Genomic DNA, 22,798 nt, shown 5'->3' on the forward strand with positions numbered 1-22,798 from the left:
GGCGGACCAGAACGCGAGGAGATGGGACCTGTGACCATCCGGGTTGGCATCAACGGCTTCGGTCGGATCGGCCGCAACTTCTTCCGGGCAGTGCTGGCGTCCGGCGCTGACATCGAGGTCGTGGCGGTGAACGACCTGACCGACAACGCGACGCTCGCCCACCTTGTCAAGTACGACAGCATCCTGGGCCGCCTGCCGCAGGAGGTCAAGGCCACCGCCGACGAGATCACGGTGGGCGGCAAGACCATCAAGGCGTACGCCGAGAAGGACCCGGCGAAGCTGCCGTGGGGTGACGTCGGCGCCGACGTGATCATCGAGTCGACCGGCTTCTTCACCGACGCCACGAAGGCCAAGGCGCACATCGACGGCGGGGCCAAGAAGGTCATCATCTCGGCACCGGCCAAGAACGAGGACGTCACGGTCGTCATGGGCGTCAACCACGACCAGTACGACCCGGCCAAGCACACGATCATCTCGAACGCCTCCTGCACCACCAACTGCCTCGCCCCCATGGCGAAGGTGCTGCACGACACGTTCGGCATCGAGCGCGGCCTGATGACGACGATCCACGCGTACACGCAGGACCAGAACCTGCAGGACGCCCCGCACAAGGACCTGCGCCGCGCCCGGGCCGCCGCGCTGAACATCGTCCCGACCTCGACCGGCGCCGCGAAGGCCATCGGCCTGGTCCTGCCGGACCTCAAGGGCAAGCTGGACGGCTACGCGCTGCGCGTGCCGATCCCGACCGGCTCGGTGACCGACCTGACCGTCACGGTCGGCCGGGAGACCAGCGTGGACGAGGTCAACGCCGCGCTGAAGGCGGCCTCGGAGGGCGCGCTCCAGGGCATCCTCACCTACAACGAGGACCCGATCGTCTCCACGGACATCGTGACCGACCCGGCGTCGTGCATCTTCGACGCGCCGCTGACCAAGGTGATCGGCAACCAGGTCAAGGTCGTCGGCTGGTACGACAACGAGTGGGGCTACTCGAACCGGCTCGTGGACCTCGTCAAGCTGGTGGGTAGCTCGCTGTGAGCATCCGTACCCTCGACGACCTGCTCGCCGAGGGGGTTTCGGGTCGGCGCGTGCTGGTGCGCGCCGACCTGAACGTCCCACTCGACAAGCAGTCCGGCGCCATCACCGACGACGGCCGCATCCGCGCGGTCCTGCCCACGCTGAGCGCCCTCACCGGCGCCGGCGCGAAGGTGACCGTCTGCTCGCACCTGGGCCGGCCGAAGGGCGCCCCGGATCCGCAGTTCAGCCTCCGGCCGGTCGCCGACCGGCTCGGCGAGCTGCTGGGCACGGCCGTGCACTTCGCCACCGACACGGTCGGCGAGTCGGCGCGCTCCACGGTGGACGGGCTCGCCGACGGTGAGGTCGCCCTGCTGGAGAACCTGCGGTTCAACGCCGGCGAGACCAGCAAGGACGAGGCCGAGCGGGGCGCCTTCGCCGACCAGCTCGCGGTCTTCGGCGAGGCGTACGTCGACGACGCGTTCGGCGCGGTGCACCGCAAGCACGCGAGCGTCTACGACGTGGCGGCCCGCCTGCCGCACTTCGCCGGCCGGCTGGTGCTGCGCGAGGTGGAGGTGCTCTCCACCCTGACCGGCGAGCCGGAGCGCCCGTACGTGGTGGTGCTCGGCGGCTCCAAGGTCTCCGACAAGCTGGCCGTGATCGAGGCGCTGCTGCCGACGGTCGACCGGCTGCTCATCGGTGGCGGGATGTGCTTCACGTTCCTCAAGGCGCAGGGCCTGGAGGTGGGCACGTCGCTGCTCGAGGAGGAGATGGTCGAGACCTGCCGCAACCTCATGGAGCGCGCGCCCGGCAAGATCATGCTGCCGGTCGACGTGGTGGCCGCCGACGCGTTCGCCCCGGACGCGGCGCACGACACCGTCCGCGCCGACGGCATCCCCAGCCACCGGCTGGGGCTGGACATCGGCCCGGAGACCGTGGCCGGGTTCGCGGCCGCCCTCAAGGGGGCGCGGACGATCTTCTGGAACGGCCCGATGGGCGTGTTCGAGATGGCCCCGTTCGCGCACGGCACCCGCGGGGTGGCGGAGGCCATCGCCGGCTCCGGCGCGTTCACGGTCGTCGGTGGTGGCGACTCGGCCGCCGCCGTGCGGGCGCTCGGGCTCGACGAGTCCTCGTTCGGGCACATCTCCACCGGCGGTGGGGCGTCCCTGGAGTACCTGGAGGGCAAGACCCTCCCCGGCATCGCTGCTCTGGAGAACTGATGGCGGGCGCCACCCGCCGGCCGCTGATGGCCGGCAACTGGAAGATGAACCTCAACCACCTCGAGGCGAACCTGCTGGTGCAGAAGCTCGCGGCGAGCCTCACCGAGAAGCAGCTCACCGACGTCGAGACGGTGGTGCTGCCGCCCTTCACCGACCTGCGCACCGTGCAGACCGCCGTCGAGGGCGACAAGCTGCTGATCGGCTACGGCGCGCAGGACCTGTCGCCGCACGCCTCGGGCGCGTACACCGGCGACGTGTCGGGGCCGATGCTCGCCAAGCTCGGCTGCACGTACGTGGTGGTGGGGCACTCCGAGCGGCGGGCCTACCACCACGAGGACGACGCGCTGGTCAACGCCAAGGTGAAGGCGGCGCTGACCCACGGGCTGACCCCGATCCTCTGCGTGGGGGAGGGGCTGGAGGTGCGCGAGCAGGGCCGCCACGTGGCGCACTGCGCGGACCAGCTCGAAGGCGCCCTGAAGGGGATCAGCGCCGAGCAGGTCACGAAGGTGGTCGTGGCGTACGAGCCGATCTGGGCGATCGGCACCGGCAAGACGGCGACCCCGGAGGACGCGCAGGAGGTCTGCGCGGCGGTCCGCGAGCGGCTGGCCGAGCTGTACGACCAGGGCACCGCCGACCAGGTCCGGGTGCTCTACGGCGGTTCGGTCAAGGCGTCGAACGTCGCAGCGATCATGGCCCAGCCGGACGTGGACGGGGCGCTGGTGGGCGGGGCGAGCCTGGACGCCGAGGAATTCGCGCAGATCTGCCGGTTCCCGGAACACATCGCCCGCTGATCGCTCGCTATCCTTGACTCCGCCCGTCCGCCGGTCGGTGCCGCCGTGCCCGACCTGTCCGGGCGAGGATCGCTACGAGAGGACTGACCCCAGCCATGCCGATCTGGTTCGCATACACGTTGATCGTGTTGCTGATCATCACGAGCATCCTGCTCACCATGCTGATCCTGCTGCACCGCGGTAAGGGCGGTGGCCTGTCCAGCATGTTCGGCGGGGGTGTCAGCTCCAGCCTCGCCGGCTCCTCCGTGGCGGAGAAGAACCTCGACCGCTACACGGTCCTGGTGGGCATCATCTGGTTCGCCTGCATCGTCGGGCTCGGCCTCTGGCTCCGCCTCCAGTTGAACGCCTGAGCGCCGGCTCACGTCGTACAATCTGCGCGCGGTCCGTCACCCGACGGGCCGCGCGCAGGTCTTTTCGCTGCACCGCGTCGCCCGCCGCCACCCCCGCGGCGGTTCCCCTCCGACGACAGGAGCGAGCAGCCGTGCCACATGGCAACGTGATCCGGGGCGCCCGGGTCGGATCGGCCCCCGAACGCCCGCCCGAGCGCTACGAACCGGCGCCCCGCCGCGCGGTCACCTACTGGTGCCGCAACGGCCACCGGGTGGAGATCCTCATCGCCGAGGAGGCCGTCGCGCCCCCGCAGTGGGACTGCCCGCGCTGCGGCCACCCGGCGGGGCGCGACGCCCAGAACCCGCCCGGGCGGTCGCGCACCGAGCCCTACAAGAGCCATCTGGCGTACGTGAAGGAGCGGCGCACCGACGAGGAGGGCGCCGCGATCCTCGCCGAGGCCCTCGCCGACCTGCGTCGCCGCCGCGGCCGCCCCGCCGCCGAGCGGTGAGCGGCGCGGCGGGGGAGCCGTAGCGGACTCAGCGCAGGCTGCGCAGACGGGCGGGCACGTCGGCCGCGGCGGCCCGGTCGAGCAGCCACAGCGTACGGCCGACACCCCGCACGCCCGCCGCGGGCAGTTGCACGGGCCCCGCCCCGGCCAGCGACATCCCGACCGCCCGCGCCTTGTCCGCGCCGCTGGCCACCAGCCAGACCTCCTCGGCGGTGTTGATCGCCGGGAGGGTCAGCGTGGTGCGCACCGGCGGCGGCTTCGGGCTGCCCCGCACCGCGCTCACCGGCCGGCTCTCGTAGTGCACCGGGTGCTCCGGGAAGACCGACGCCACGTGCCCGTCCTCGCCGACGCCGAGCATCAGCACGTCGAAGTGGGGCAGCGCCGCGGTGCCCGGGCGGGCGGCGGCGGCCAGCTCGGCGGCGTACCGGGCGGCCGCCTCCTCCGGGTCGGGGCCGGCCGGGCCGTCGGAGGCCGGCATCGGGTGCACCCGGGCCGGGTCCAGTGGCACCGCGTCCAGCAGCGCCGCCCGGGCTTGGGTCTCGTTGCGGTCCGGGTCGCCGCCGGGCAGGAACCGCTCGTCGCCCCACCAGACGTCCACGCGTGACCAGTCGACCGCGTCGCGGGCGGGCAGGGCCGCGACGGCCCGGTACACGGCCGCGGCGATCCGGCCGCCGGTCAGCACCACCGACGCCTGGCCGCGCGCGGCCTGCGCGTCGAGCAGCTTCACCACCAAGCGTGCCGCCACCGCCTGCGCCAACAGTTCGGCGTCGGCGTGGACGGCGACACTCGCCTCACTCATCTCGTGCCTTCTCGTGTTCTGCGGACCGCGTGGCGGTGCCGTCGTCGCGGGTGAACCTCAGCGCTCGCTGGTGCCGGCGTGGGCGGTGACCCCCGCCTCGGCCCGGTGCGCGGTGGCCGGGTCCTTCCAGACGTGCACGCGCCGGCCCGGGCGCTGCTCGAGGCCGGTCACGCCGACGATGGCGCCCAGCGCCTCGGCGTACACCTGGTCGGCGTCGAGGCGGCGCAGCTCCTCGGCCAGCTCGTCGCCGAGCGGCCGGCGGACCAGCGGAAGCTGCCGGTCGTCCTGGCCGCTACGCCGGAAGGTGGCCACGCTGTCGTCCCGGGTCAGCGTCAGGTGGTCGCCGTTGGCGCAACGCAGCTCCACCTCCCGCATCCGGGGGAACTGGTCGGTGTGCTCCCAGCGCGGGCTGATCCCGAGCCGGCTCGACAGCCAGCCGCACATCAGGGCGGCGGTCGGGTCGTGCGCCGGGGCCACCACGGTGGCCTCGGTGACCTTGGCCGCCGTCGTGTCGAACGCTCCGGCCACCAGGGTGCGCCACGGGGTGATCCGGGTCCAGGCCAGGTCGGTGTCACCCGGTGCGTAGTCGTGGGCGCGCTGGCGCAGCGCCGCGATCGGGTCGGCGGCCTGAGCGGCGTCGGTGATGCGACGGTCGGCGACCACGCCGAGGAAGTCGGTGGCGATCTCCTCCGGCGGCTCGCCGTGCCACCACGTCACCACGGGGACGTCCGGCACCAGCAGCGGCAGCACCACGGACTCGGCGTGCAGCGCCAGCCGGCCGTACATCCGCATCACCACGGCCTCGCACGGGCCGAGCCGGCCGCCCACCACGATCTCCGCGTCGAGCCGGTTGCGGTCCCGCTCGATGTCGGTGCGGACGACGACCAGCAGCCGGCACGGGTGGGCGGCGGCGGCGATGGTGGCCGCCGCCTCCGCCTCGCGTACGCGCTTCTCGTCCACCACGACGATGAGCGTGAGCGCCATTCCGCTGGCCACGCCGCCCGCGCTGCGACGCTCGGCGGCGAGGGCCTTGACCACTTCGTTGCCGGTGGTGTCCCACAGGCCGATCATGCTCGTCTCCAAGCCCGGCCCTCGCGGGCCAGCATCTCGTCGGCCGCCCGGGGGCCCCACTCGCCGGCCCGGTACGGCTCCGGTCGGGTGCCCGCCCAGGCCTGCTCCAGCGGGTCGATCACCTGCCAGCTCTGCTCGACCTCGGCGGCGTCGGGGAAGAGCGTCCGGTCGCCGATCAGCACGTCCAGCACGAGCCGCTCGTACGCCTCCGGGCTCGACTCGGTGAACGCCTCGCCGTACTGGAAGTCCATGGCGATGTCGCGGACCTCCATGGCGGTGCCGGGAACCTTGGAACCGAACTTCAGCACCACGCCCTCGTCCGGCTGGACCCGGATGACCAGCTGGTTGTTGCCGAGCGACTCCACGTCCGTCGGGTGGAAGGGCAGGTGTGGCGCCTTCTTGAACATGATGGCCACCTCGGTGACCCGCCGCGGCAGCCGCTTGCCGGCCCGGATGTAGAAGGGCACCTCGGCCCAGCGCCGGTTCTGGATGCCCAGCCGGACCGCCACGTACGTCTCGGTCGTGGAGTCCGGCGGGACGCCCTCCTCCTCCAGGTAGCCGACGGCGCGCTCGCCACCGACCCAGCCGGGGAGGTACTGCCCGCGGACGGTGCCCGTGCTGACGTCCTTCGGCAGGGTGATCGCCTTGAGGACCTTCAGCTTCTCGGTACGGATCTCGTCGGGGTCGAAGCTCGTGGGCTCCTCCATCGCCACCAGCGCGAGCAGCTGGAGGAGGTGGTTCTGGAGCACGTCGCGGGCGGCGCCGGCCGAGTCGTAGAAGCCGGCGCGGGTGCCGATGCCGACGTCCTCGGCCATGGTGATCTGCACCGAGTCGACGTACTTGGAGTTCCACAGCGGCTCGAACAGGTTGTTGGCGAACCGCAGGGCAAGGATGTTCTGGACGGTCTCCTTGCCCAGGTAGTGGTCGATCCGGAAGACGTCCTTGCGGGTGAAGACGTCGTCGACCAGGTCGTTGAGCGCCTTCGCCGACGGCAGGTCGTGCCCGAACGGCTTCTCCACCACCACCCGGCGCCAGCCGCCGGACTTCGCGTTGTCGGCCATCCCGGTGCGGGCGAGCTGCTTGAGCACCACGGGGAACGCCGCCGGGGGGATGGAGAAGTAGAAGGCGGCGTTGCCGGGGATGCCGTGGCTCTGGCGCAGCTCGTCGAGCGTCTCGGCGAGGTGGTCGAAGGCCGCGTCGTCGTCGAACGACCCGCCGACGAACTTGATGTTCCCGGCGAGCCGCGCCCACACCTCGTCCCGCCAGGGCGTCCGGGCGTGCTTGCGCGCCGCCTCGCACGCGAGGGTCTCGAAGTCGCCGTCACCCCAGTCGCGGCGCGCGAAGCCGAGCACGACGAAGCCCGGGGGCAGCAGCCCCCGGTTCGCCAGGTCGTAGACCGCCGGCAGCAGCTTCTTCCGCGCCAGGTCGCCGGTGACCCCGAAGATCACCAGCGCGCACGGCTCGGGAATCCGCGGCAGCCGGCGGTCCTGTGGGTCGCGCAGCGGGTTCACCCCGCTCCTCCCCTCCGCTTCTTCCACGTCTTCCATCCTCACGCCCGCAGCTCACCGGCCGCATCGAGCAGCTGGGCCACACCCGCGGACCGGTCGGTCAGGTGCAGCCGCAGCACCGGGCGGTTCCGCCCGGCCAGCGCCTGCCGGTCGCCGGCGGCCTGGGCCGCCTGAAGCTCCCCGAAGGTGTACGGCTTGCCGGGCACCGGCAGATCATCGGCCACCGCGCCGGTCAGCTGGAGGTAGCTGCCGACCTGCGGGCCGCCCTTGTGGTACTGGCCGGTGGAGTGCAGGAAGCGGGGGCCCCACCCGAAGGTGACCGGGCGGCCGGACGCGGCCGCGAGCAGCGGCCGCAGCCGGGCCGCGTCCGCGTCGGCGAACCGGTCGAGGTACGCCATCACGGCCACGTACCCGCCGTCGCCCATGCCGTCGAGCAGCCAGCGCAGCACGCCGACCAGGTCGCCGGGCGCGCCCGCCGGGGCGTACACCTCGATGGCGCCCTCGGTGAACGACGGCGTCTCCGCCGGCAGACCCGACGCCAGGATCTTGTTGGTGTTCTCCTTCGACTCGGTGACGTTCGGCTGGTTGAACGGGTCGATCCCGAGCACCACGCCGGCCACCGCGGTGGCGTACTCCCAGGCCAGGAACTGCGCGCCGAGCGGGCCGTTGACCGCCACGTCCGGGTCGCCCCCGCCGCCGGGCACCTGGCCCGCGGCCAGCGCGCCGCCGTAGCTCACGGTGAGCACGTCGGGGCCCTCGACGCCGGGGCTCTGCGGCGACTCCACCACGACCGGCAGGATGCCCACGCCGGCCTTGCCGGTGGACTCGGCGATGAGCTGCTCGGCCCAGTCGCCGAGCCCGTCGATGCCGGTGCCGTCGGAGACCAGGGCGACCTTGTCCCGGCCGCCCGTGGCGGCGGCGCCGAGCGCGGCGCCCAGCGCCAGGGCCGGGTTGTCCCGGTCGGCGGCGAGCGAGGCGGCCAGCGCGTCCGCCTGGTCCAGCAGGTCGGCGACCTCCACGCCGGCCAGCGCCGACGGGACGAGCCCGAACGCGGTGAGGGCCGAGTAGCGGCCGCCCACGTTCGGGTCGGCCAGCACCGTGAACGCGCCCATGCCGGCGGCGATCTCCTCCAGCGGCGAACCCGGGTCGGTGACGATGACGAAGTGCCGGCCGGCCTCCGCCTCGGTCATCCCGGCGTCCAGGAACGCCTGCCAGTACGCCCGGCGGTGGCTGTCGGTCTCCACCGTCGTGCCGGACTTGCTGGAGACCACGACCACCGTGCGCTCCAGCCGGTCGCGCAGCGCGGCGCGCACCTGGCCGGGGTCGGTGGTGTCCAGCACGGTCAGCGGCACGCCCAGCGTGCGGGTGATCACCTCGGGGGCCAGTGACGACCCGCCCATGCCGGCGAGCACCACGTGGTCGAGGTCGCCCAGCTCCGCCTTCAGCTCGGCGAGCTGGGTGAGCAACTCCCGGCTGCGCCGGTGGGTGTCCACCCAGCCGAGGCGGATCTTCGCCTCGGCCTCCGCGTCCGGCCCCCACAGGCTCGGGTCCTTGGCGGCCAGCTTGCCGGGGACACCGGCGGCGACCAGCGCCTGACGGGTCGAGGCCGGGGCGGCCTTGTCGACCGCCTCCGCCCCGTGCACCGTGAGCCCGGCCGCCGACTCGGCGGGCGTCGACAACAGGTCGCTCACGCCCCCACCTCGCTCCGCTCGGCGGTGGCGCGAGGCTGCCACGCGCTGAGCCTGATGGTTCGCTCGCTCACGCGTTGCCTCCCGCCTGTGCCGCCGCCTGCGCGTTGCCCTGCGCCGCCCGACCCGGGGTGCCCGCGCCGTGCGCGGCCGACTCCAGCGACTTGCGGACCCCGTCGAGCAGTTCCAGCCAGCTCGCCTCGAACTTCTCCACGCCCTCGCGCTCCAGCACGGCGATCACGTCGGCCATGTCCACGCCGACGGCCTCCAGGTCGGTGAAGACCTTCCGGGCCGCGTCGTACGCGCCGGTGACCGTGTCGCCGCGCGTCTCGCCGTGGTCGGCGTACGCCTTGATGACCGACTCCGGCATCGTGTTGACCGTGCCGGGGGCGATGAGCTGCTCCACGTAGATCACGTCCCGGTAGTCCGGGTTCTTCGTCGATGTGGAGGCCCACAGCGGCCGCTGCGGGTGGGCGCCCGCGTCGGCGAGCGCCTGCCAGCGGTCGGAGGAGAAGACCTTGGCGTAGCGCTCGTACGCGAGCTGGGCGTTGGCCACGGCCGCCTTGCCGCGCAGCGCCTTCGCCTCGTCCGAGCCGATCTTCTCCAGCCGCTTGTCGACCTCGGTGTCGACCCGGGAGACGAAGAACGACGCCACCGACCCGATCTTGGACAGGTCGTGCCCGTTCGCCTTCGCCTGCTCCAGGCCGGCCAGGAACGCCTCCATCACCTGCGAGTAGCGGTCCAGCCCGAAGATCAGCGTGACGTTGACGCTGATGCCCTCGGCGAGGGTCGCCGTGATCGCCGGGATGCCGGCCTCGGTGGCCGGGATCTTGATGAAGAGGTTCGGCCGGTCGATCAGCCACCAGAGGGCCTTCGCCTCGGCGACCGTCCGCTCGGTCTCGTGCGCCAGCCGCGGGTCGACCTCGATGGAGACGCGGCCGTCGACGCCGTTGCTCTTCTCGTACGAGGGGCGCATCACGTCGCACGCCCACCGCACGTCGTACGTGGTGAGCATCCGGACCGCCTCCTCGACCTCCACCCCCCGTACGGCGAGGTCGCGCAGCTGCCAGTTGTACTCGTCGGCGTCACTCAACGCCTTCGCGAAGATCGTCGGGTTCGTGGTCACCCCGGCCACGTGCTTCTCCCGGCGCAGCTTGTCCAGCCCGCCGGACGTCAGCCGCGTCCGGGAAAGATCGTCGAGCCAGACCGCCACTCCCGCGGCGCTGAGCTCGCCCAGCCTGTCCGTCATGCCGTCCACGCTCCCCTCAGTTGCCGGTCGTGAAACCGGTGATGTCGCCGACCCGGGTCAGCGACGCGCGCGCCGCCGCCACGATGCGGTCCGGGGTGAACCCGAACTGCTCGAAGAGCACCGAATAGGGCGCGCTGGCGCCGTAGTGCTCCAGGCTGACGCTCTCGCCGCAGTCGCCGACGATGGCGCGCCACGACATCGCGATGCCCGCCTCCACGCTCACCCGTGCCTTTACCCCGCGTGGCAGCACCGACTCCCGGTACGCCTCGTCCTGCTCGGCGAACCACTCCTGGCAGGGCATCGAGACGACCCGGGTCGGGATGCCGTCGGCCTCCAGCCGCTCCCGGGCGGTGAGGCAGAGCTGCACCTCGGAGCCGGTGCCGACGAGGATCACCTGCGGCTTGCCGCCGCTCGCCTCGGCCAGCACGTACCCGCCGCGGGCCACGCCCTCCGCGCCGGCCAGCGTGCCGCGGTCCAGGGTCGGCAGCGCCTGCCGGCTGAGCGCCAGCGCCGTCGGCCGGTCGGTGTGCTCCAGGGCCGTCCGCCACGCCCACACGGTCTCGTTGGCGTCGGCCGGGCGGACCACGTCCAGGCCGGGGATGGCCCGCAGGGCGGTGAGGTGCTCCACCGGCTGGTGGGTCGGGCCGTCCTCGCCGAGGCCGATCGAGTCGTGCGTCCAGACGTAGATCACCGGCAGCTTCATGAGGGCCGCGAGGCGCACCGACGGGCGCATGTAGTCGCTGAACACCAGGAAGGTCGCCCCGTAGGGGCGGGTGCCGCCGTGCAGGGCGATGCCGTTGAGGATCGCGCCCATGGCGTGCTCGCGGATGCCGAAGTGCAGGGTGCGGCCGTACTCGTGGCCCGGGAACGCCTTGGTGGCGTGCACGGCCGGGATGAACGACGGCTCGCCCTTCATGGTGGTGTTGTTGCTCTCGGCCAGGTCGGCCGAGCCGCCCCACAGTTCGGGGAGGACGGGCGCGAGCGCGTCGAGGACCTTGCCGGACGCGGCGCGGGTGGCGATGCCCTTCGGGTCGGCCGGGAACTCCGGCAGCACGTCCGTCCAGCCCGCCGGCAGCGCCCGCTCGGCCAGCCGGTCGTGCAGCGCCTTGCGCTCCGGGTTGGCCTTCGCCCAGCTCTCGTACGCCCGCGTCCACTCCCGCTGGGCCTCCTCGCCGCGGCCCAGCACCTGGCGGGCGTGCGCGAGGACCTCCTCGTCGACGGCGAAGGTCTGCGCCGGGTCGAAGCCGAGGATCCGCTTGGTGGCGGCCACCTCGTCGGCGCCGAGGGCCGAGCCGTGGATCTTGCCGGTGTTCTGCTTGTTCGGCGCGGGCCAGCCGATGATGGTGCGCAGCGCGATGAAGGAGGGACGGCCTGTCTCCGCCTTGGCGGCCAGCAGCGCCCGGTGGAGGGCCTCGACGTCCTCGTGGTAGTCGCCCTGGTCGGCGTCGCCGCGGCGCCAGTCGACCGTCTGCACGTGCCAGCCGTACGCCTCGTAGCGGGCGGCCACGTCCTCGCTCTTGGCGATGCGGGTGTCGTCCTCGATCGAGATCTCGTTGTCGTCGTAGATCACGACGAGGTTGCCCAGCTGCTGGTGCCCGGCGAGGGCGCTGGCCTCGTGGCTGATGCCCTCCTCGATGTCGCCGTCGGAGGCGATGCACCAGATGTGGTGGTCGAAGACCGAGGCGCCCGGCTCGGCGTCCGGGTCGAACAGGCCGCGCTCGCGGCGGGCGGCCATGGCCATGCCGACCGCGTTGCCGAGGCCCTGCCCGAGCGGGCCGGTGGTGGTCTCGACGCCCGGCGTGTGCCCGTGCTCCGGGTGGCCCGGGGTCAGCGAGCCCCACTGGCGCAGGGACTTCAGGTCGTCGAGGTTGAGCGGATAGCCCGAGAGGAACAGCTGGATGTAGAGGGTCAGGCTGGAGTGCCCGGCGGAGAGCACGAAGCGGTCGCGGCCGGGCCACGTCGGGTTGGCCGGGTTGTGCCGCATCACCCGGTTGAAGAGCAGGTACGCCGCGGGCGCGAGGCTCATCGCGGTGCCCGGGTGGCCGTTGCCGGATTTCTCCACGGCGTCCATGGCCAGCACACGTACGGTGTCGACGGCCCGGCGGTCGAGGTCGGACCAGTTGAGCGGAGTCTCGGGTTGGTTGGCAGCCACTGTGGTTGTGCTCCTCGGCAGATGGGCGGAACCCTCACTGGTGACCCTATCGAGCCGTCCTAAACGTCCGCCCGGGGATCACTGCATGCTCCTTCGTACTCCGATCGGAGGATCGGACGGTAGGCCGCGACGTGTGACGGCCCGCACCGTTGCCGGGTCGCCCGGGCAGCCAAAACGACAACGCGTAGTGTGTGGGTCGGTGTGTGGCCCGATGCGGGTCCGGCCGACCCAAATCTCCCGTGCCGACGCCGGAAGGTGGCAATCCGTGAGCATGATCACCGAGCGCCCCGTCAGCCAGCCCGCGGGGCAGCCGCCCGCGGCGACCGTGGCGGAGGGTTCGGTCGCGCCGCGCCGGGACGTCCGGGCGGTCGTCCGGGCGTACGTGGCGCTGACCAAGCCGCGGATCGTGGAGCTGCTGCTCGTCACCACCGTGCCGTCGATGATGCTCGCCGCGGACGGGCTCCCGTCGCTCTGGCTGGTGGCCGTCGTGCTGGTCGGCGGTTCGCTCGCCGCCGGCGCGGCCAGCGTCCTCAACTGCTACATCGACCGGGACATCGACCAGGTCATGCGGCGGACGAAGCGCCGCCCGCTGCCCGCGCACACCGTCTCGCCGCGCAGCGCCCTGATCTTCGGGCTGGTGCTCGCGGTGATCTCGGTGGCCCTGATGGCGGCGTTCACCAACCTGCTGGCCGCCGCGCTCACCCTGGCCGCCATCGCCTACTACGACCTCGTCTACACGCTCTGGCTCAAGCGGACCACGGCGGCGAACACGTTCTGGGGTGGCGCCTGCGGGGCGGCTCCGGTGCTGATCGGCTGGGCCGCGGTCACCGGCTCGCTCGCCCCGGCCGCCTGGGCCCTGTTCGCGGTGGTCTTCTTCTGGCAGATGCCGCACTTCTACCCGCTGGCGATGAAGTACAAGGACGACTACGCGCGGGCCGGCGTCCCGATGCTGCCGGTGGTCGCCTCCACCCGCCGGGTGAACGCCGAGATCCTGGTCTTCACCTGGCTCACCGTGCTGTCGTCGCTCGCGGTCTGGCCGCTGGGCATGAGCGTCGTGTACGGCGTCCCCACCCTCGTGGTGGGCGCGATGTTCGTGGTCGAGGCGCACCGGCTGGCCCGGCGGGCGGTGCGGGGCGAGGCGGTGAAGCCGATGCGGCTGTTCCACTGGTCGACCACGTACCTGACGATCGTCTTCGTCGCGGTCGCGCTGGACGCGCTGCTCTGAGGGACGGTCCGGCCGCCCGCACGGCGGGGGAGGCCCGGCGGGGCAGGTGCGGAATGGCAGCCTCGGTCGGCGGCCTGGCCGGCGAACGGCCGAGGCGGCCCGACCGGCCAGCCTCGGACGACAAATCACCATCATGGATGCTTTGTCGGTCTTTGCCCGTCATCAGGGCATCGCCACCCATGAGCCCGACCCGCTCAAGCTGTGCCGAGTGGATGGTATTTGCCGGGCCCGGTTGGCCCGATTACGCCCGGATAAATCCGGTCGAATCACCTGTGCTCTTCCTTAAACCTCCAGGTAACAGGCATCACAAAAGCTTCACGGTTCTCGCCCGCCCGGGTGGAAGTCTGCTTAGGCTTCGCGTCATGGCAGATGGTTCCGATACGACGCTGACGGCCGAGCACACCGACCAGGCCCCCAACGGCCTGGTGGCGGGGATCCGGTCGTTCGCCGCCGGTCACGGTGGTGCGAAGGCCGTCATCGAGTACGTCGGCAAGCGCGGCGCGCGCATCGTCCTCGTGGGTGAGGACGGCGTGTGGGGCGACCAGTTCGCGACCGACACGGTCGTCGCGCGGCAGGCCTGCGCCAAGGCGGGAGTCACCGTCGAGAACGCGTGGGAGCGGGAGTTGATGGACCAGATGCGGCCGAGCAACGACCTGTGGCGGTCGATGGCCCGACGCACGATGGCCCGTTGAGATAAGTTGACCAACCACCACCAGCCGACCCGGGGGGAACCCCGGGTCGCTCTCGTCACCTGTACCGAACTCGCCGACCTCGACCCGGACGACCGGCTCGTCCTCGGCCCGCTGGCCGACCGCGGGGTCGCGGCCGAACCGGTGGTCTGGGACGACCCGGCCGCCGACTGGACGGCGTACGACCTGGCGGTGCTCCGCTCACCCTGGGACTACATGCTCCGACGCGACGAGTTCGTGTCGTGGGCGCAGCGGGTGCCGCGCCTGGCGAACCCGGCCGACGTGGTGCGCTGGAACACCGACAAGCGCTACCTCGACGAGTTGTCGGCCGCCGGCGTACCCACCGTTCCGACCTGGTGGGTCGCGCCGGGGGAGTCCTGGGCCCTCCCGGCGGACACCGGCGAGTACGTGATCAAGCCCGCGGTCAGTGCCGGCAGCCAGGACACCGGCCGGTACGACCTCGCCGACCCCGAGCACCGCCGGCTCGCCGTGGCGCACGTGCGACGCCTCTCGGACGCGGGACGCGTCACCATGGTCCAGCCGTACCTCACCGCCGTCGACACCGTGGGCGAGACGGCGCTGCTGTTCCTGGCCGGGCCGCAGGGGCTGGCGTTCAGCCACGCCATCCGCAAGGGCCCGATGCTGAGCGGCCCCGACTTCGGCGTGGACGGGCTCTACCGCCCCGAGGAGATCACCGCCCGCACCGCGACCGAGGAGCAGCTCGCCGTGGCGGAGAAGACCCTCGCGGCGGTGCCCGGCGGCGCGGAGCGGCTGCTGTACGCGCGGGTGGACCTGATCCCCGGCCCGGACGGCCGGCCGGTCCTGGTCGAGCTGGAGCTGACCGAGCCCTCGCTGTTCCTCGGCCATGCCGCCGGCGCCCCGGAACGCCTCGCCGAGGCGATCCTCACCCACCTGGCCCGCCACCGCTGAGCCCCGCCTTCGCGGCTCCCGCCGATCATGCGGTCGTGGGTGGGCAAGGGCGCGAACGCCCACACGTCGGGCGCCACCACGGCATGACCGACCCGGCCGGGCCGGGGTGGAGGAGCGGGTGGGTCAGGCGGGGGTCGGCACGCTCGGCACGGCGTCGCGCTCGGGCGCGGGGGCCGTCGTCGCGCTGGCGGGGAGGCGTTCCCGCGTCGACCACTGGACGTGCAGGGTGGCCAGCAGGACCAGGCAGGAGCCCAGCATGTGCGCGCCCACGAGCACCGCGGGCAGGTGGGTGAAGTACTGCACGAAGCCGATCAGGCCCTGGCCCAGTTCGACGGCGACGAGCAGCAGCGCGGCGCGGGCGGCCCGGCCCGCGCCGACCGCGCGGAACGCGAAGACCATCGCCACCGAGAGGCCGAGCAGCAGGAACACGCTGTCGGCGTGCACCTGCGAGATCGACTCCGGGTCCAAGCCGTTGCGGGCCGCGCCCTGGTCACCGGCGTGCGGGCCGCTGCCGGTCACCCAGGTGCCGATGACCAGCACCGCCACGCTCACCGCGGTCGTGAGCCGGGCCAGCGCCCGCAGCGGCGCGGGCACCGCGGTCACCGCCGGGCCGTCCGGTTCCGCCGTGCGCCGCCAGAGGGCGTACGCGGCGGCGATCACCGCCATCGAGGCGAGGAAGTGCAGCCCGACCACCCACGGGTTCAGGTTGGTCAGCACGGTGAGCCCGCCGACCACCGCCTGGGCCGGGATGCCGAAGAACACCGCCACGGCGAGCGGCAGCACGCCGCGCCGGCGGGGCCGGTGGGCCAGCACCGCCAGCAGGGTCGCGAACGCGATGATGCCCACCGCGAAGGTGAGCGTCCGGTTGCCGAACTCGATGACCCCGTGCACGCCCATCTCGTCGGTGGGGACGTACGAATCGTCGGTGCACCGCGGCCAGGTGGGGCAGCCCAGTCCGGAGGCGGTGAGTCGCACGGCCCCGCCGGTCACCACGATCCCGACGTTCGCGATGATCGAGGCGAGCGCGAGCCGGCGCAGGAGCGTGGCGGAGACCGGAAACCGGACGGATCGCTTCACGGAGGGAATCCTACGCACCGTAGTGGTTCCCCTAACGGGTGACTCCTGTCCCCGGTGTCGGGGATCACCGGGACCCGGGTTTGCGGGCCCGTGGGCATTTACGTAACGTTGGCGTTGTGAAAAAGGCGGCGGGGGTCTCCGGGCACCGGCCGGCGACCGCTCCGGTCGCCGGTCAGCCGGCGTCCGCCCGCGGCGAGGCCGACCTCTCGACCCGCGACCGGGTGACCCGGCTGCTGCTGGAGCGGGGGGCGACCACCGCCGCGCAGCTCGGCTCGGCGCTCGGTCTCAGCCCGGCCGCGATCCGCCGGCACCTCGACGCGATGCTCGCCGACGGTGACGTGGTCGCCCGGGAGCAGACGGTCCGCGGTCACCGGGGCCGGGGCCGCCCCGCGAAGGTCTTCGTGCTGACCGACGCCGCCCGGGTCCGCTGCGGCACCCACCACTACGACAACATGGCCACCGCCGCCCTGCGCTGGATCGCCCGCAACGGCGGTTCGGAGGCGGTGGAGGCGTTCGCCGCCGAGCAGGTCTCCGCCCTGGAGGCCCGCTGCCGGGCGGCCATGGAGGACGCGGGCGACGACCCGCTCGCCCGCGCGGAGGCGCTCGCCGGAGCGCTCACCGCCGAGGGCTACGCTGCCAACGCGTCCACGATCGCCTCCGGCGGTCAGCTCTGCCAGCACCACTGCCCGGTGGCGCACGTGGCCGCCGAGTTTCCCCAGCTGTGCGAGGCCGAGACCGAGGTGATCTCCCGCCTGGTCGGCACCCACGTGCAGCGCCTGGCCACCATCGCGCACGGCGACGGGGTGTGCACCACGCACATCCCCGCCCAGCCGGGGCGTGCCCAGTCCGGAAAGACCGTCACCACTGTGAGGACAGATAGATGACCGAGCAGATCGTCCAGCCCCTGACCCAGGAGGAGCAGCTCGCCGCCCTGGGCCGCTACGAGTACGGCTGGGCCGACCCGGACGTCGCCGGGGCCTCCGCCCAGCGTGGCCTCAACGAGGCGGTGGTGCGGGACATCTCGGCGAAGAAGAACGAGCCGGCCTGGATGCTCGACCTGCGCCTGAAGGGCCTGCGGCTGTTCGAGCGCAAGCCGATGCCGGCCTGGGGCGCCGACCTCACCGGGATCGACTTCGACAACATCAAGTACTTCGTCCGCTCCACCGAGAAGCAGGCCACCAGCTGGGAGGACCTGCCCGAGGACATCAAGAACACCTACGACAAGCTGGGCATCCCCGAGGCGGAGAAGCAGCGGCTGATCGCCGGTGTCGCGGCCCAGTACGAGTCCGAGGTGGTCTACCACAAGATCCGCGAGGACCTCGAGGAGCAGGGCGTCGTCTTCCTCGACACGGACACGGCCCTCAAGGAGCACGAGGACCTGTTCAAGGAGTACTTCGGCACGGTGATCCCGGTGGGCGACAACAAGTTCGCCGCGCTGAACACCTCCGTGTGGTCCGGTGGCTCGTTCATCTACGTGCCGAAGGGCGTGCACGTGGAGATCCCGCTGCAGGCCTACTTCCGGATCAACACGGAGAACATGGGGCAGTTCGAGCGGACGCTGATCATCGTCGACGAGGGTGCGTACGTGCACTACGTCGAGGGCTGCACCGCGCCCATCTACTCCTCGGACTCGCTGCACAGCGCCGTCGTGGAGATCATCGTCAAGAAGAACGCCCGGTGCCGCTACACGACCATCCAGAACTGGTCGAACAACGTGTACAACCTGGTGACCAAGCGCGCCGTCTGCCACGAGGGCGCGACCATGGAGTGGATCGACGGCAACATCGGCTCCAAGGTCACCATGAAGTACCCGGCGGTCTACATGACCGGCGAGCACGCCAAGGGCGAGGTGCTCTCGGTGGCCATGGCCGGCGAGGGCCAGCACCAGGACGCGGGCGCGAAGATGGTGCACGCTGCGCCGCACACCTCCTCGACCATCGTGTCGAAGTCGATCGCCCGGGGCGGCGGCCGCACCTCGTACCGGGGCCTGGTGCAGGTGCTGGAGGGCTCGCACCACAGCAAGAGCACGGTCAAGTGCGACGCGCTGCTGGTCGACACCATCTCCCGCTCGGACACCTACCCCTACGTCGACATCCGCGAGGACGACGTGGCGATGGGGCACGAGGCGACCGTCTCCAAGGTCAGCGAGGACCAGCTCTTCTACCTGATGAGCCGGGGCCTCAGCGAGGACGAGGCGATGGCGATGATCGTGCGCGGCTTCATCGAGCCGATCGCCAAGGAGCTCCCGATGGAGTACGCGCTGGAGCTCAACCGTCTGATCGAGCTCCAGATGGAGGGCGCGGTCGGCTGACCCCGACCCGAGCCGTGACCAGCCCCGACCCGCTTGCGGGTCGCGTGAACGCTGACCTGTCCGGCCGGGCCGCGCGAACACCGACCGACCCTCCCGTCAATGACACCGCCGTCGCAGAACGAGACCAAGGAAGAGATGACTACCCAGGCTTCCGCGCCGCCGACCACCAAGTCGCAGGCGCTCCGCTCGTACGACGTCGCCGACTTCCCGGCCCTCACGGGCATGGAGGAGGAGTGGCGCTTCACCCCGCTCAAGCGGCTGCGCGGGCTGGTCGGCGGTGCGCAACCCGCCACCGGCGCCGTCCGGCACGAGCACGGTGACCTGCCCGACGGCGTCACGGTCGGCCGGATCCCGACGGACGACCCGCGGGTGGGCAGCGTGCTCACCCCGTTCGACCGGATCAGCGCTCTCGCGTACGGCGGCACGGCGGACGCGCTGCTGGTCCAGGTGGCGCGGGAGGCGGTCGTCGCCGAGCCGGTGACCGTGCGGGTGGTCGGCGGAGGCGTCGACGGGCTGGCCTTCGGGCACACGTTCGTCGAGGTGGGCCGGTTCGCGGAGGTGACCCTCGTGCTGGAGCACGTCGGTTCCGCGACGCTGGCCGACAACGTCGAGGTGGCGGTGGCCGAGGGGGCGAAGCTGACGCTGGTCACGGTGGCCGACTGGGCCGAGGACGCCGTGCAGGCGCAGCACCTCAAGGTGCGGCTCGGCCGCGACGCCAAGGTGACCCACGTCCAGGTGAGCCTCGGCGGCGACCTGGTCCGGCAGTACACGAGCGTCGAGTACACCGACCGGGGCGGCGAGGCCGAGCTGTACGGCGTCTACTTCGCCGACTCCGGCCAGCACCTGGAGCACCGGCAGCTCGTCGACCACGCGGTCCCGGACTGCCGCAGCTACGTCGGCTACCGGGGCGCCCTGCAGGGCGAGAGCGCGCACACCGTCTGGGTGGGTGACGTGCTGATCCGCGCCGAGGCCACCGGCACCGACACGTACGAGATCAACCGGAACCTGCTGCTGACCGACGGCGCGCGGGCGGACTCCGTACCGAACCTGGAGATCGAGACCGGCGAGATCGCCGGCGCCGGCCACGCCAGCGCGACCGGCCGCTTCGACGACGAGCAGCTGTTCTACCTGATGGCCCGGGGCATCCCGGAGGCCGAGGCGCGCCGGCTCGTGGTGCGGGGCTTCTTCGCCGAGCTGATCAACAAGATCCCGGTGGAGGAGCTGCGGGACCGGCTCGGCGCCGCCATCGAGGACCGGCTCGCCAAGGCGGGTGCCTGATGATCCGCGTCTGCTCCACCGAGGACGTGCCGAAGGGCACCGCCATCAGCGCGGACGTCGACGGCACCGAGATCGCCGTGGTGCACGGCGAGGACGGCAACTTCTACGCCGTCCACGACGAGTGCTCCCACGCGGCGGTCGCCCTCTCCGAGGGTGAGGTCGAGGGCTGCACGCTGGAGTGCTGGCTGCACGGCTCCCGTTTCGACCTGCGCACCGGCGAGCCCACCGGGCTGCCCGCCACCGAACCCGTTCCCGTCTACCCCGTCGAAGTCCGCGACGGCGACATCTACGTCAGCCTCACGCCGAGCAATGGAGTGACCCGATAATGAGCACCCTGGAGATCCGCGACCTGAAGGTGTCGGTCAAGCTGCCCGAGGGTGAGCTCAAGCCGATCCTGGCCGGTGTCGACCTGACCGTGAAGTCGGGCGAGACGCACGCCATCATGGGCCCCAACGGCTCCGGCAAGTCCACCCTGGCGTACTCGATCGCCGGCCACCCCAAGTACGAGATCACCGGCGGCACGGTGACCCTCGACGGCGAGGACGTGCTCGCCATGTCCGTCGACGAGCGTGCCCGCGCCGGCCTCTTCCTGGCCATGCAGTACCCGGTCGAGGTGCCCGGCGTGTCGGTGGCCAACTTCCTGCGGACGGCCAAGACCGCCATCGACGGCGAGGCGCCGAAGCTGCGCACGTGGGGCGCGGAGCTGCGCGGGGCCATGGAGCGGCTGCAGATGGACCCGGCCTTCGCCCAGCGCAACGTCAACGAGGGCTTCTCCGGCGGTGAGAAGAAGCGGCACGAGATCGTGCAGCTCGAACTGCTCAAGCCGAAGATGGCGATCCTCGACGAGACCGACTCCGGCCTCGACGTGGACGCGCTGCGCGTGGTCAGCGAGGGCGTCAACCGGGTCCGCGACACCGGTGACACCGGCCTGCTGCTGATCACCCACTACACCCGGATCCTGCGCTACATCAAGCCGGACTTCGTGCACGTCTTCGTGGCCGGCCGTATCGTCGAGCAGGGTGGCCCGGAGCTGGCCGAGAAGCTCGAGGAAGAGGGCTACGAGCGGTACGTGGCCGGGGCCGGGTCGGCGCGGGCCTGAGGCGACAGGAGCGCCGGGGATGACCACCATCGAGATCCCACCGGGGATGCCGCAGTACGGCGACGTGCCGCGATACGACGTGGCCGCGGTGCGCGCCGACTTCCCGATCCTGGACCGGGAGGTCAACGGGCACCGGCTGGTCTATCTCGACAGCGCCAACACCTCCCACAAGCCGCGTCAGGTGCTCGACGTGCTCGCCGAGCACTACGCGCGGCACAACGCGAACGTGTCCCGGTCGGTGCACACGCTGGGCACGGAGGCCACCGAGGCGTACGAGGGGGCGCGGGCCAAGGTCGCGGCGTTCATCAACGCGCCGAGCCCGGACGAGGTGGTGTTCACCAAGAACTCCACCGAGGCGATCAACATCGTGGCGTACGCGTTCTCCAACGCCTCGCTGCGTCCGGACGCCGACCCCCGGTTCCGCCTCGGCCCCGGCGACGAGGTGGTGATCTCCGAGATGGAGCACCACTCGAACATCGTCCCGTGGCAGCTGCTCTGCGAGCGCACCGGCGCGACCCTGCGCTGGTTCCCGGTCACCGACTCCGGGCGGCTGGACGAGTCGGGCCTGGACGACCTGGTCACCGAGCGGACGAAGATCGTCTCGCTGGTGCACATGTCGAACATCCTGGGCACGGTCAACGCCACGGCGCGGATCACCGAGCGGGTCCGCCAGGTGGGCGCGCTGCTGCTGCTGGACTGCTCGCAGTCGGTGCCGCACCTGCCCATGGACGTGGTCGACTACGACGCCGACTTCATCGTCTTCACCGGGCACAAGATGTGCGGTCCCACCGGCATCGGCGTGCTGTGGGGGAGGGCCGAGCTGCTGGCGGCCATGCCGCCCGTGTTCGGCGGCGGCTCGATGATCGAGACGGTCCAGATGTCCGGCTCCACGTACGCCGCGCCGCCGGCCCGGTTCGAGGCGGGCACCCCGCCGATCGCCGAGGCGGTGGCGCTCGGCGCCGCCGTGGACTACCTCAGCGGCATCGGCATGCGGGCCATCCAGTGGCACGAGAAGGAGCTGACGGCGTACGCGCTGGACGCCCTCGCCACGGTGCCCGGCCTGCGGATCTTCGGCCCGACCGTGCCCGTGGGTCGGGGCGGGACGATCTCGTTCGCCCTCGGCGACGTGCACCCGCACGACGTGGGCCAGGTGCTCGACTCGCTCGGCGTGCAGGTGCGGGTGGGTCACCACTGCGCCCGCCCGGTCTGCACCCGGTTCGGCGTCCCGGCGACCACGCGGGCCTCGTTCTACCTCTACACCACCACCGAGGAGATCGACGCTCTGGTGGCGGGCCTGGAGCAGGTGCGAAAGGTGTTCGGCTGATGCAGCTCGACCAGCTCTACCAGGAGATCATCCTGGACCACTACAAGCACCCGCACGGGCGCGGGCTGCGCGACGCCGCCGACCCCGCGGCGCGCACCGCGGAGGCGCACCACGTGAACCCGACCTGCGGTGACGAGGTCACCGTGCGGGTGGCGACGGACGGCACGGTGCTCACCGACATCTCGTACGACGGCATGGGCTGCTCGATCAGCCAGGCGTCGGCGAGCGTGCTGCACGAGCTGCTCAACGGCCGGGGCGCCGGGGAAGCGTTCGCGGTGCACGAGGCGTTCGTCGAGTTGATGTCCGGACGTGGCCAGGTCACGCCGGACGAGGACGTGCTCGGTGACGGGGTGGCGTTCGCGGGCGTGGCCCGCTACCCCGCCCGGGTGAAGTGCGCGCTGCTGCCGTGGATGGCGTTCAAGGACGCCGCGGCACGCGCCGGGGTGGGCGTGAGCCCGGAGGTGAAGGCATGAGCGAGCGTCAGCGAGCGAATCATCAGCACAGGGCGCGGGTGCCTCATGCCGGCGCCGAGCGGAGC

The 22,798-nt window shown here is 72.0% G+C and carries 22 protein-coding genes; 15 read left to right on the plus strand and 7 right to left on the minus strand.

Translation table 11 applies throughout. The features are described 5' to 3' along the window. The first annotated feature begins 30 nt into the window (after positions 1–30). The 5 genes from gap to OG994_RS02845 all read left to right on the plus strand — a co-directional run bounded on the left by gap (position 31) and on the right by OG994_RS02845 (position 3,860). Positions 31–1,035 (plus strand): type I glyceraldehyde-3-phosphate dehydrogenase, encoded by a 1,005-nt coding sequence (gap, locus tag OG994_RS02825; protein WP_120327358.1) that lies wholly within the window; start codon positions 31–33, stop codon positions 1,033–1,035. Further along, positions 1,032–2,231 carry a phosphoglycerate kinase gene (locus OG994_RS02830; RefSeq protein ID WP_328852101.1) on the plus strand — a complete coding sequence of 400 codons (1,200 nt, stop codon included), beginning with the start codon at positions 1,032–1,034 and terminating at the stop codon, positions 2,229–2,231. Before gap ends, OG994_RS02830 begins: the two co-directional genes overlap by 4 nt. Further along, complete coding sequence (gene tpiA / locus OG994_RS02835; protein WP_120327360.1) at positions 2,231–3,022, plus strand: triose-phosphate isomerase; 792 nt, start codon at positions 2,231–2,233, stop codon at positions 3,020–3,022. The genes OG994_RS02830 and tpiA overlap by 1 nt, the downstream gene beginning before the upstream one ends. 95 nt (positions 3,023–3,117) lie before the next feature. After that, positions 3,118–3,372 (plus strand): preprotein translocase subunit SecG, encoded by a 255-nt coding sequence (gene secG / locus OG994_RS02840; RefSeq protein WP_120327361.1) that lies wholly within the window; start codon positions 3,118–3,120, stop codon positions 3,370–3,372. A gap of 131 nt (positions 3,373–3,503) precedes the next feature. Then, entirely contained in the window at positions 3,504–3,860 is a 357-nt protein-coding gene (locus OG994_RS02845; RefSeq protein WP_120327362.1) for an RNA polymerase-binding protein RbpA, read from the plus strand. A 28-nt stretch (positions 3,861–3,888) separates the two neighbouring features. Here the strand turns inward: OG994_RS02845 and pgl are convergent, their stop codons facing one another. The 6 genes from pgl to tkt form a co-directional block, all read right to left on the minus strand. Continuing rightward, positions 3,889–4,659 (minus strand): 6-phosphogluconolactonase, encoded by a 771-nt coding sequence (gene pgl, locus OG994_RS02850; protein ID WP_328852102.1) that lies wholly within the window; start codon positions 4,657–4,659, stop codon positions 3,889–3,891. A gap of 57 nt (positions 4,660–4,716) precedes the next feature. Next, positions 4,717–5,730 carry a glucose-6-phosphate dehydrogenase assembly protein OpcA gene (locus OG994_RS02855; RefSeq protein ID WP_328852103.1) on the minus strand — a complete coding sequence of 338 codons (1,014 nt, stop codon included), beginning with the start codon at positions 5,728–5,730 and terminating at the stop codon, positions 4,717–4,719. Next, positions 5,727–7,277 (minus strand): glucose-6-phosphate dehydrogenase, encoded by a 1,551-nt coding sequence (gene zwf / locus OG994_RS02860; RefSeq protein WP_120327365.1) that lies wholly within the window; start codon positions 7,275–7,277, stop codon positions 5,727–5,729. The genes OG994_RS02855 and zwf overlap by 4 nt, the downstream gene beginning before the upstream one ends. 2 nt (positions 7,278–7,279) lie before the next feature. Continuing rightward, positions 7,280–8,929: a glucose-6-phosphate isomerase gene (locus OG994_RS02865; protein ID WP_120327366.1), complete on the minus strand. Its 1,650-nt coding sequence runs from the start codon at positions 8,927–8,929 to the stop codon at positions 7,280–7,282. 67 nt (positions 8,930–8,996) lie between these two features. Beyond that, positions 8,997–10,175 carry a transaldolase gene (gene tal, locus OG994_RS02870; protein WP_120327433.1) on the minus strand — a complete coding sequence of 393 codons (1,179 nt, stop codon included), beginning with the start codon at positions 10,173–10,175 and terminating at the stop codon, positions 8,997–8,999. A gap of 16 nt (positions 10,176–10,191) precedes the next feature. Then, the gene (gene tkt, locus OG994_RS02875; protein WP_120327367.1) at positions 10,192–12,327 is read right to left on the minus strand and encodes a transketolase; all 2,136 of its coding nucleotides are present in this window, start codon (positions 12,325–12,327) and stop codon (positions 10,192–10,194) included. A gap of 265 nt (positions 12,328–12,592) precedes the next feature. Between tkt and OG994_RS02880 the strand changes: the two genes are divergently transcribed. The 3 genes from OG994_RS02880 (at position 12,593) to OG994_RS02890 (ending at position 15,171) form a co-directional block, all read left to right on the plus strand. Then, a complete protein-coding gene (locus OG994_RS02880) occupies positions 12,593–13,552 on the plus strand; it encodes a heme o synthase (protein ID WP_328852104.1) in 960 nt (319 codons plus the stop codon). A 362-nt stretch (positions 13,553–13,914) separates the two neighbouring features. Continuing rightward, the gene (locus OG994_RS02885; protein WP_120327369.1) at positions 13,915–14,244 is read left to right on the plus strand and encodes a hypothetical protein; all 330 of its coding nucleotides are present in this window, start codon (positions 13,915–13,917) and stop codon (positions 14,242–14,244) included. 6 nt (positions 14,245–14,250) lie between these two features. Beyond that, entirely contained in the window at positions 14,251–15,171 is a 921-nt protein-coding gene (locus OG994_RS02890; RefSeq protein ID WP_328852105.1) for an ATP-grasp domain-containing protein, read from the plus strand. Positions 15,172–15,294: 123 nt separating this feature from the next. On the opposite strand, the gene OG994_RS02895 is transcribed toward OG994_RS02890, so the two are convergent. Continuing rightward, on the minus strand, positions 15,295–16,266 hold the full coding sequence (locus OG994_RS02895) for a COX15/CtaA family protein (protein ID WP_328852106.1): 972 nt from the start codon (positions 16,264–16,266) through the stop codon (positions 15,295–15,297). 98 nt (positions 16,267–16,364) lie between these two features. Here OG994_RS02895 and OG994_RS02900 point away from each other — a divergent pair, with 98 nt between their 5' ends. The 7 genes from OG994_RS02900 (at position 16,365) to sufU (ending at position 22,733) form a co-directional block, all read left to right on the plus strand. Further along, positions 16,365–17,132 (plus strand): helix-turn-helix transcriptional regulator, encoded by a 768-nt coding sequence (locus tag OG994_RS02900; RefSeq protein WP_120327372.1) that lies wholly within the window; start codon positions 16,365–16,367, stop codon positions 17,130–17,132. Beyond that, positions 17,129–18,559 (plus strand): Fe-S cluster assembly protein SufB, encoded by a 1,431-nt coding sequence (sufB, locus tag OG994_RS02905; protein WP_120327373.1) that lies wholly within the window; start codon positions 17,129–17,131, stop codon positions 18,557–18,559. Before OG994_RS02900 ends, sufB begins: the two co-directional genes overlap by 4 nt. A gap of 135 nt (positions 18,560–18,694) precedes the next feature. Then, a complete protein-coding gene (gene sufD, locus OG994_RS02910; protein WP_120327374.1) occupies positions 18,695–19,837 on the plus strand; it encodes a Fe-S cluster assembly protein SufD in 1,143 nt (380 codons plus the stop codon). After that, positions 19,837–20,163, plus strand: a complete 327-nt coding sequence (locus tag OG994_RS02915; protein ID WP_120327375.1) for a non-heme iron oxygenase ferredoxin subunit — start codon at positions 19,837–19,839, stop codon at positions 20,161–20,163. Before sufD ends, OG994_RS02915 begins: the two co-directional genes overlap by 1 nt. After that, positions 20,163–20,936 carry a Fe-S cluster assembly ATPase SufC gene (gene sufC, locus OG994_RS02920; RefSeq protein ID WP_120327376.1) on the plus strand — a complete coding sequence of 258 codons (774 nt, stop codon included), beginning with the start codon at positions 20,163–20,165 and terminating at the stop codon, positions 20,934–20,936. The genes OG994_RS02915 and sufC overlap by 1 nt, the downstream gene beginning before the upstream one ends. A 19-nt stretch (positions 20,937–20,955) precedes the next feature. After that, positions 20,956–22,260: a cysteine desulfurase gene (locus tag OG994_RS02925; RefSeq protein ID WP_120327377.1), complete on the plus strand. Its 1,305-nt coding sequence runs from the start codon at positions 20,956–20,958 to the stop codon at positions 22,258–22,260. Next, positions 22,260–22,733: a Fe-S cluster assembly sulfur transfer protein SufU gene (gene sufU, locus OG994_RS02930; RefSeq protein WP_120327378.1), complete on the plus strand. Its 474-nt coding sequence runs from the start codon at positions 22,260–22,262 to the stop codon at positions 22,731–22,733. Before OG994_RS02925 ends, sufU begins: the two co-directional genes overlap by 1 nt. Positions 22,734–22,798: the final 65 nt, after the last annotated feature.

It is taken from the genome of Micromonospora globbae (assembly GCF_036184225.1).
Lineage (GTDB): Bacteria > Actinomycetota > Actinomycetes > Mycobacteriales > Micromonosporaceae > Micromonospora > Micromonospora globbae.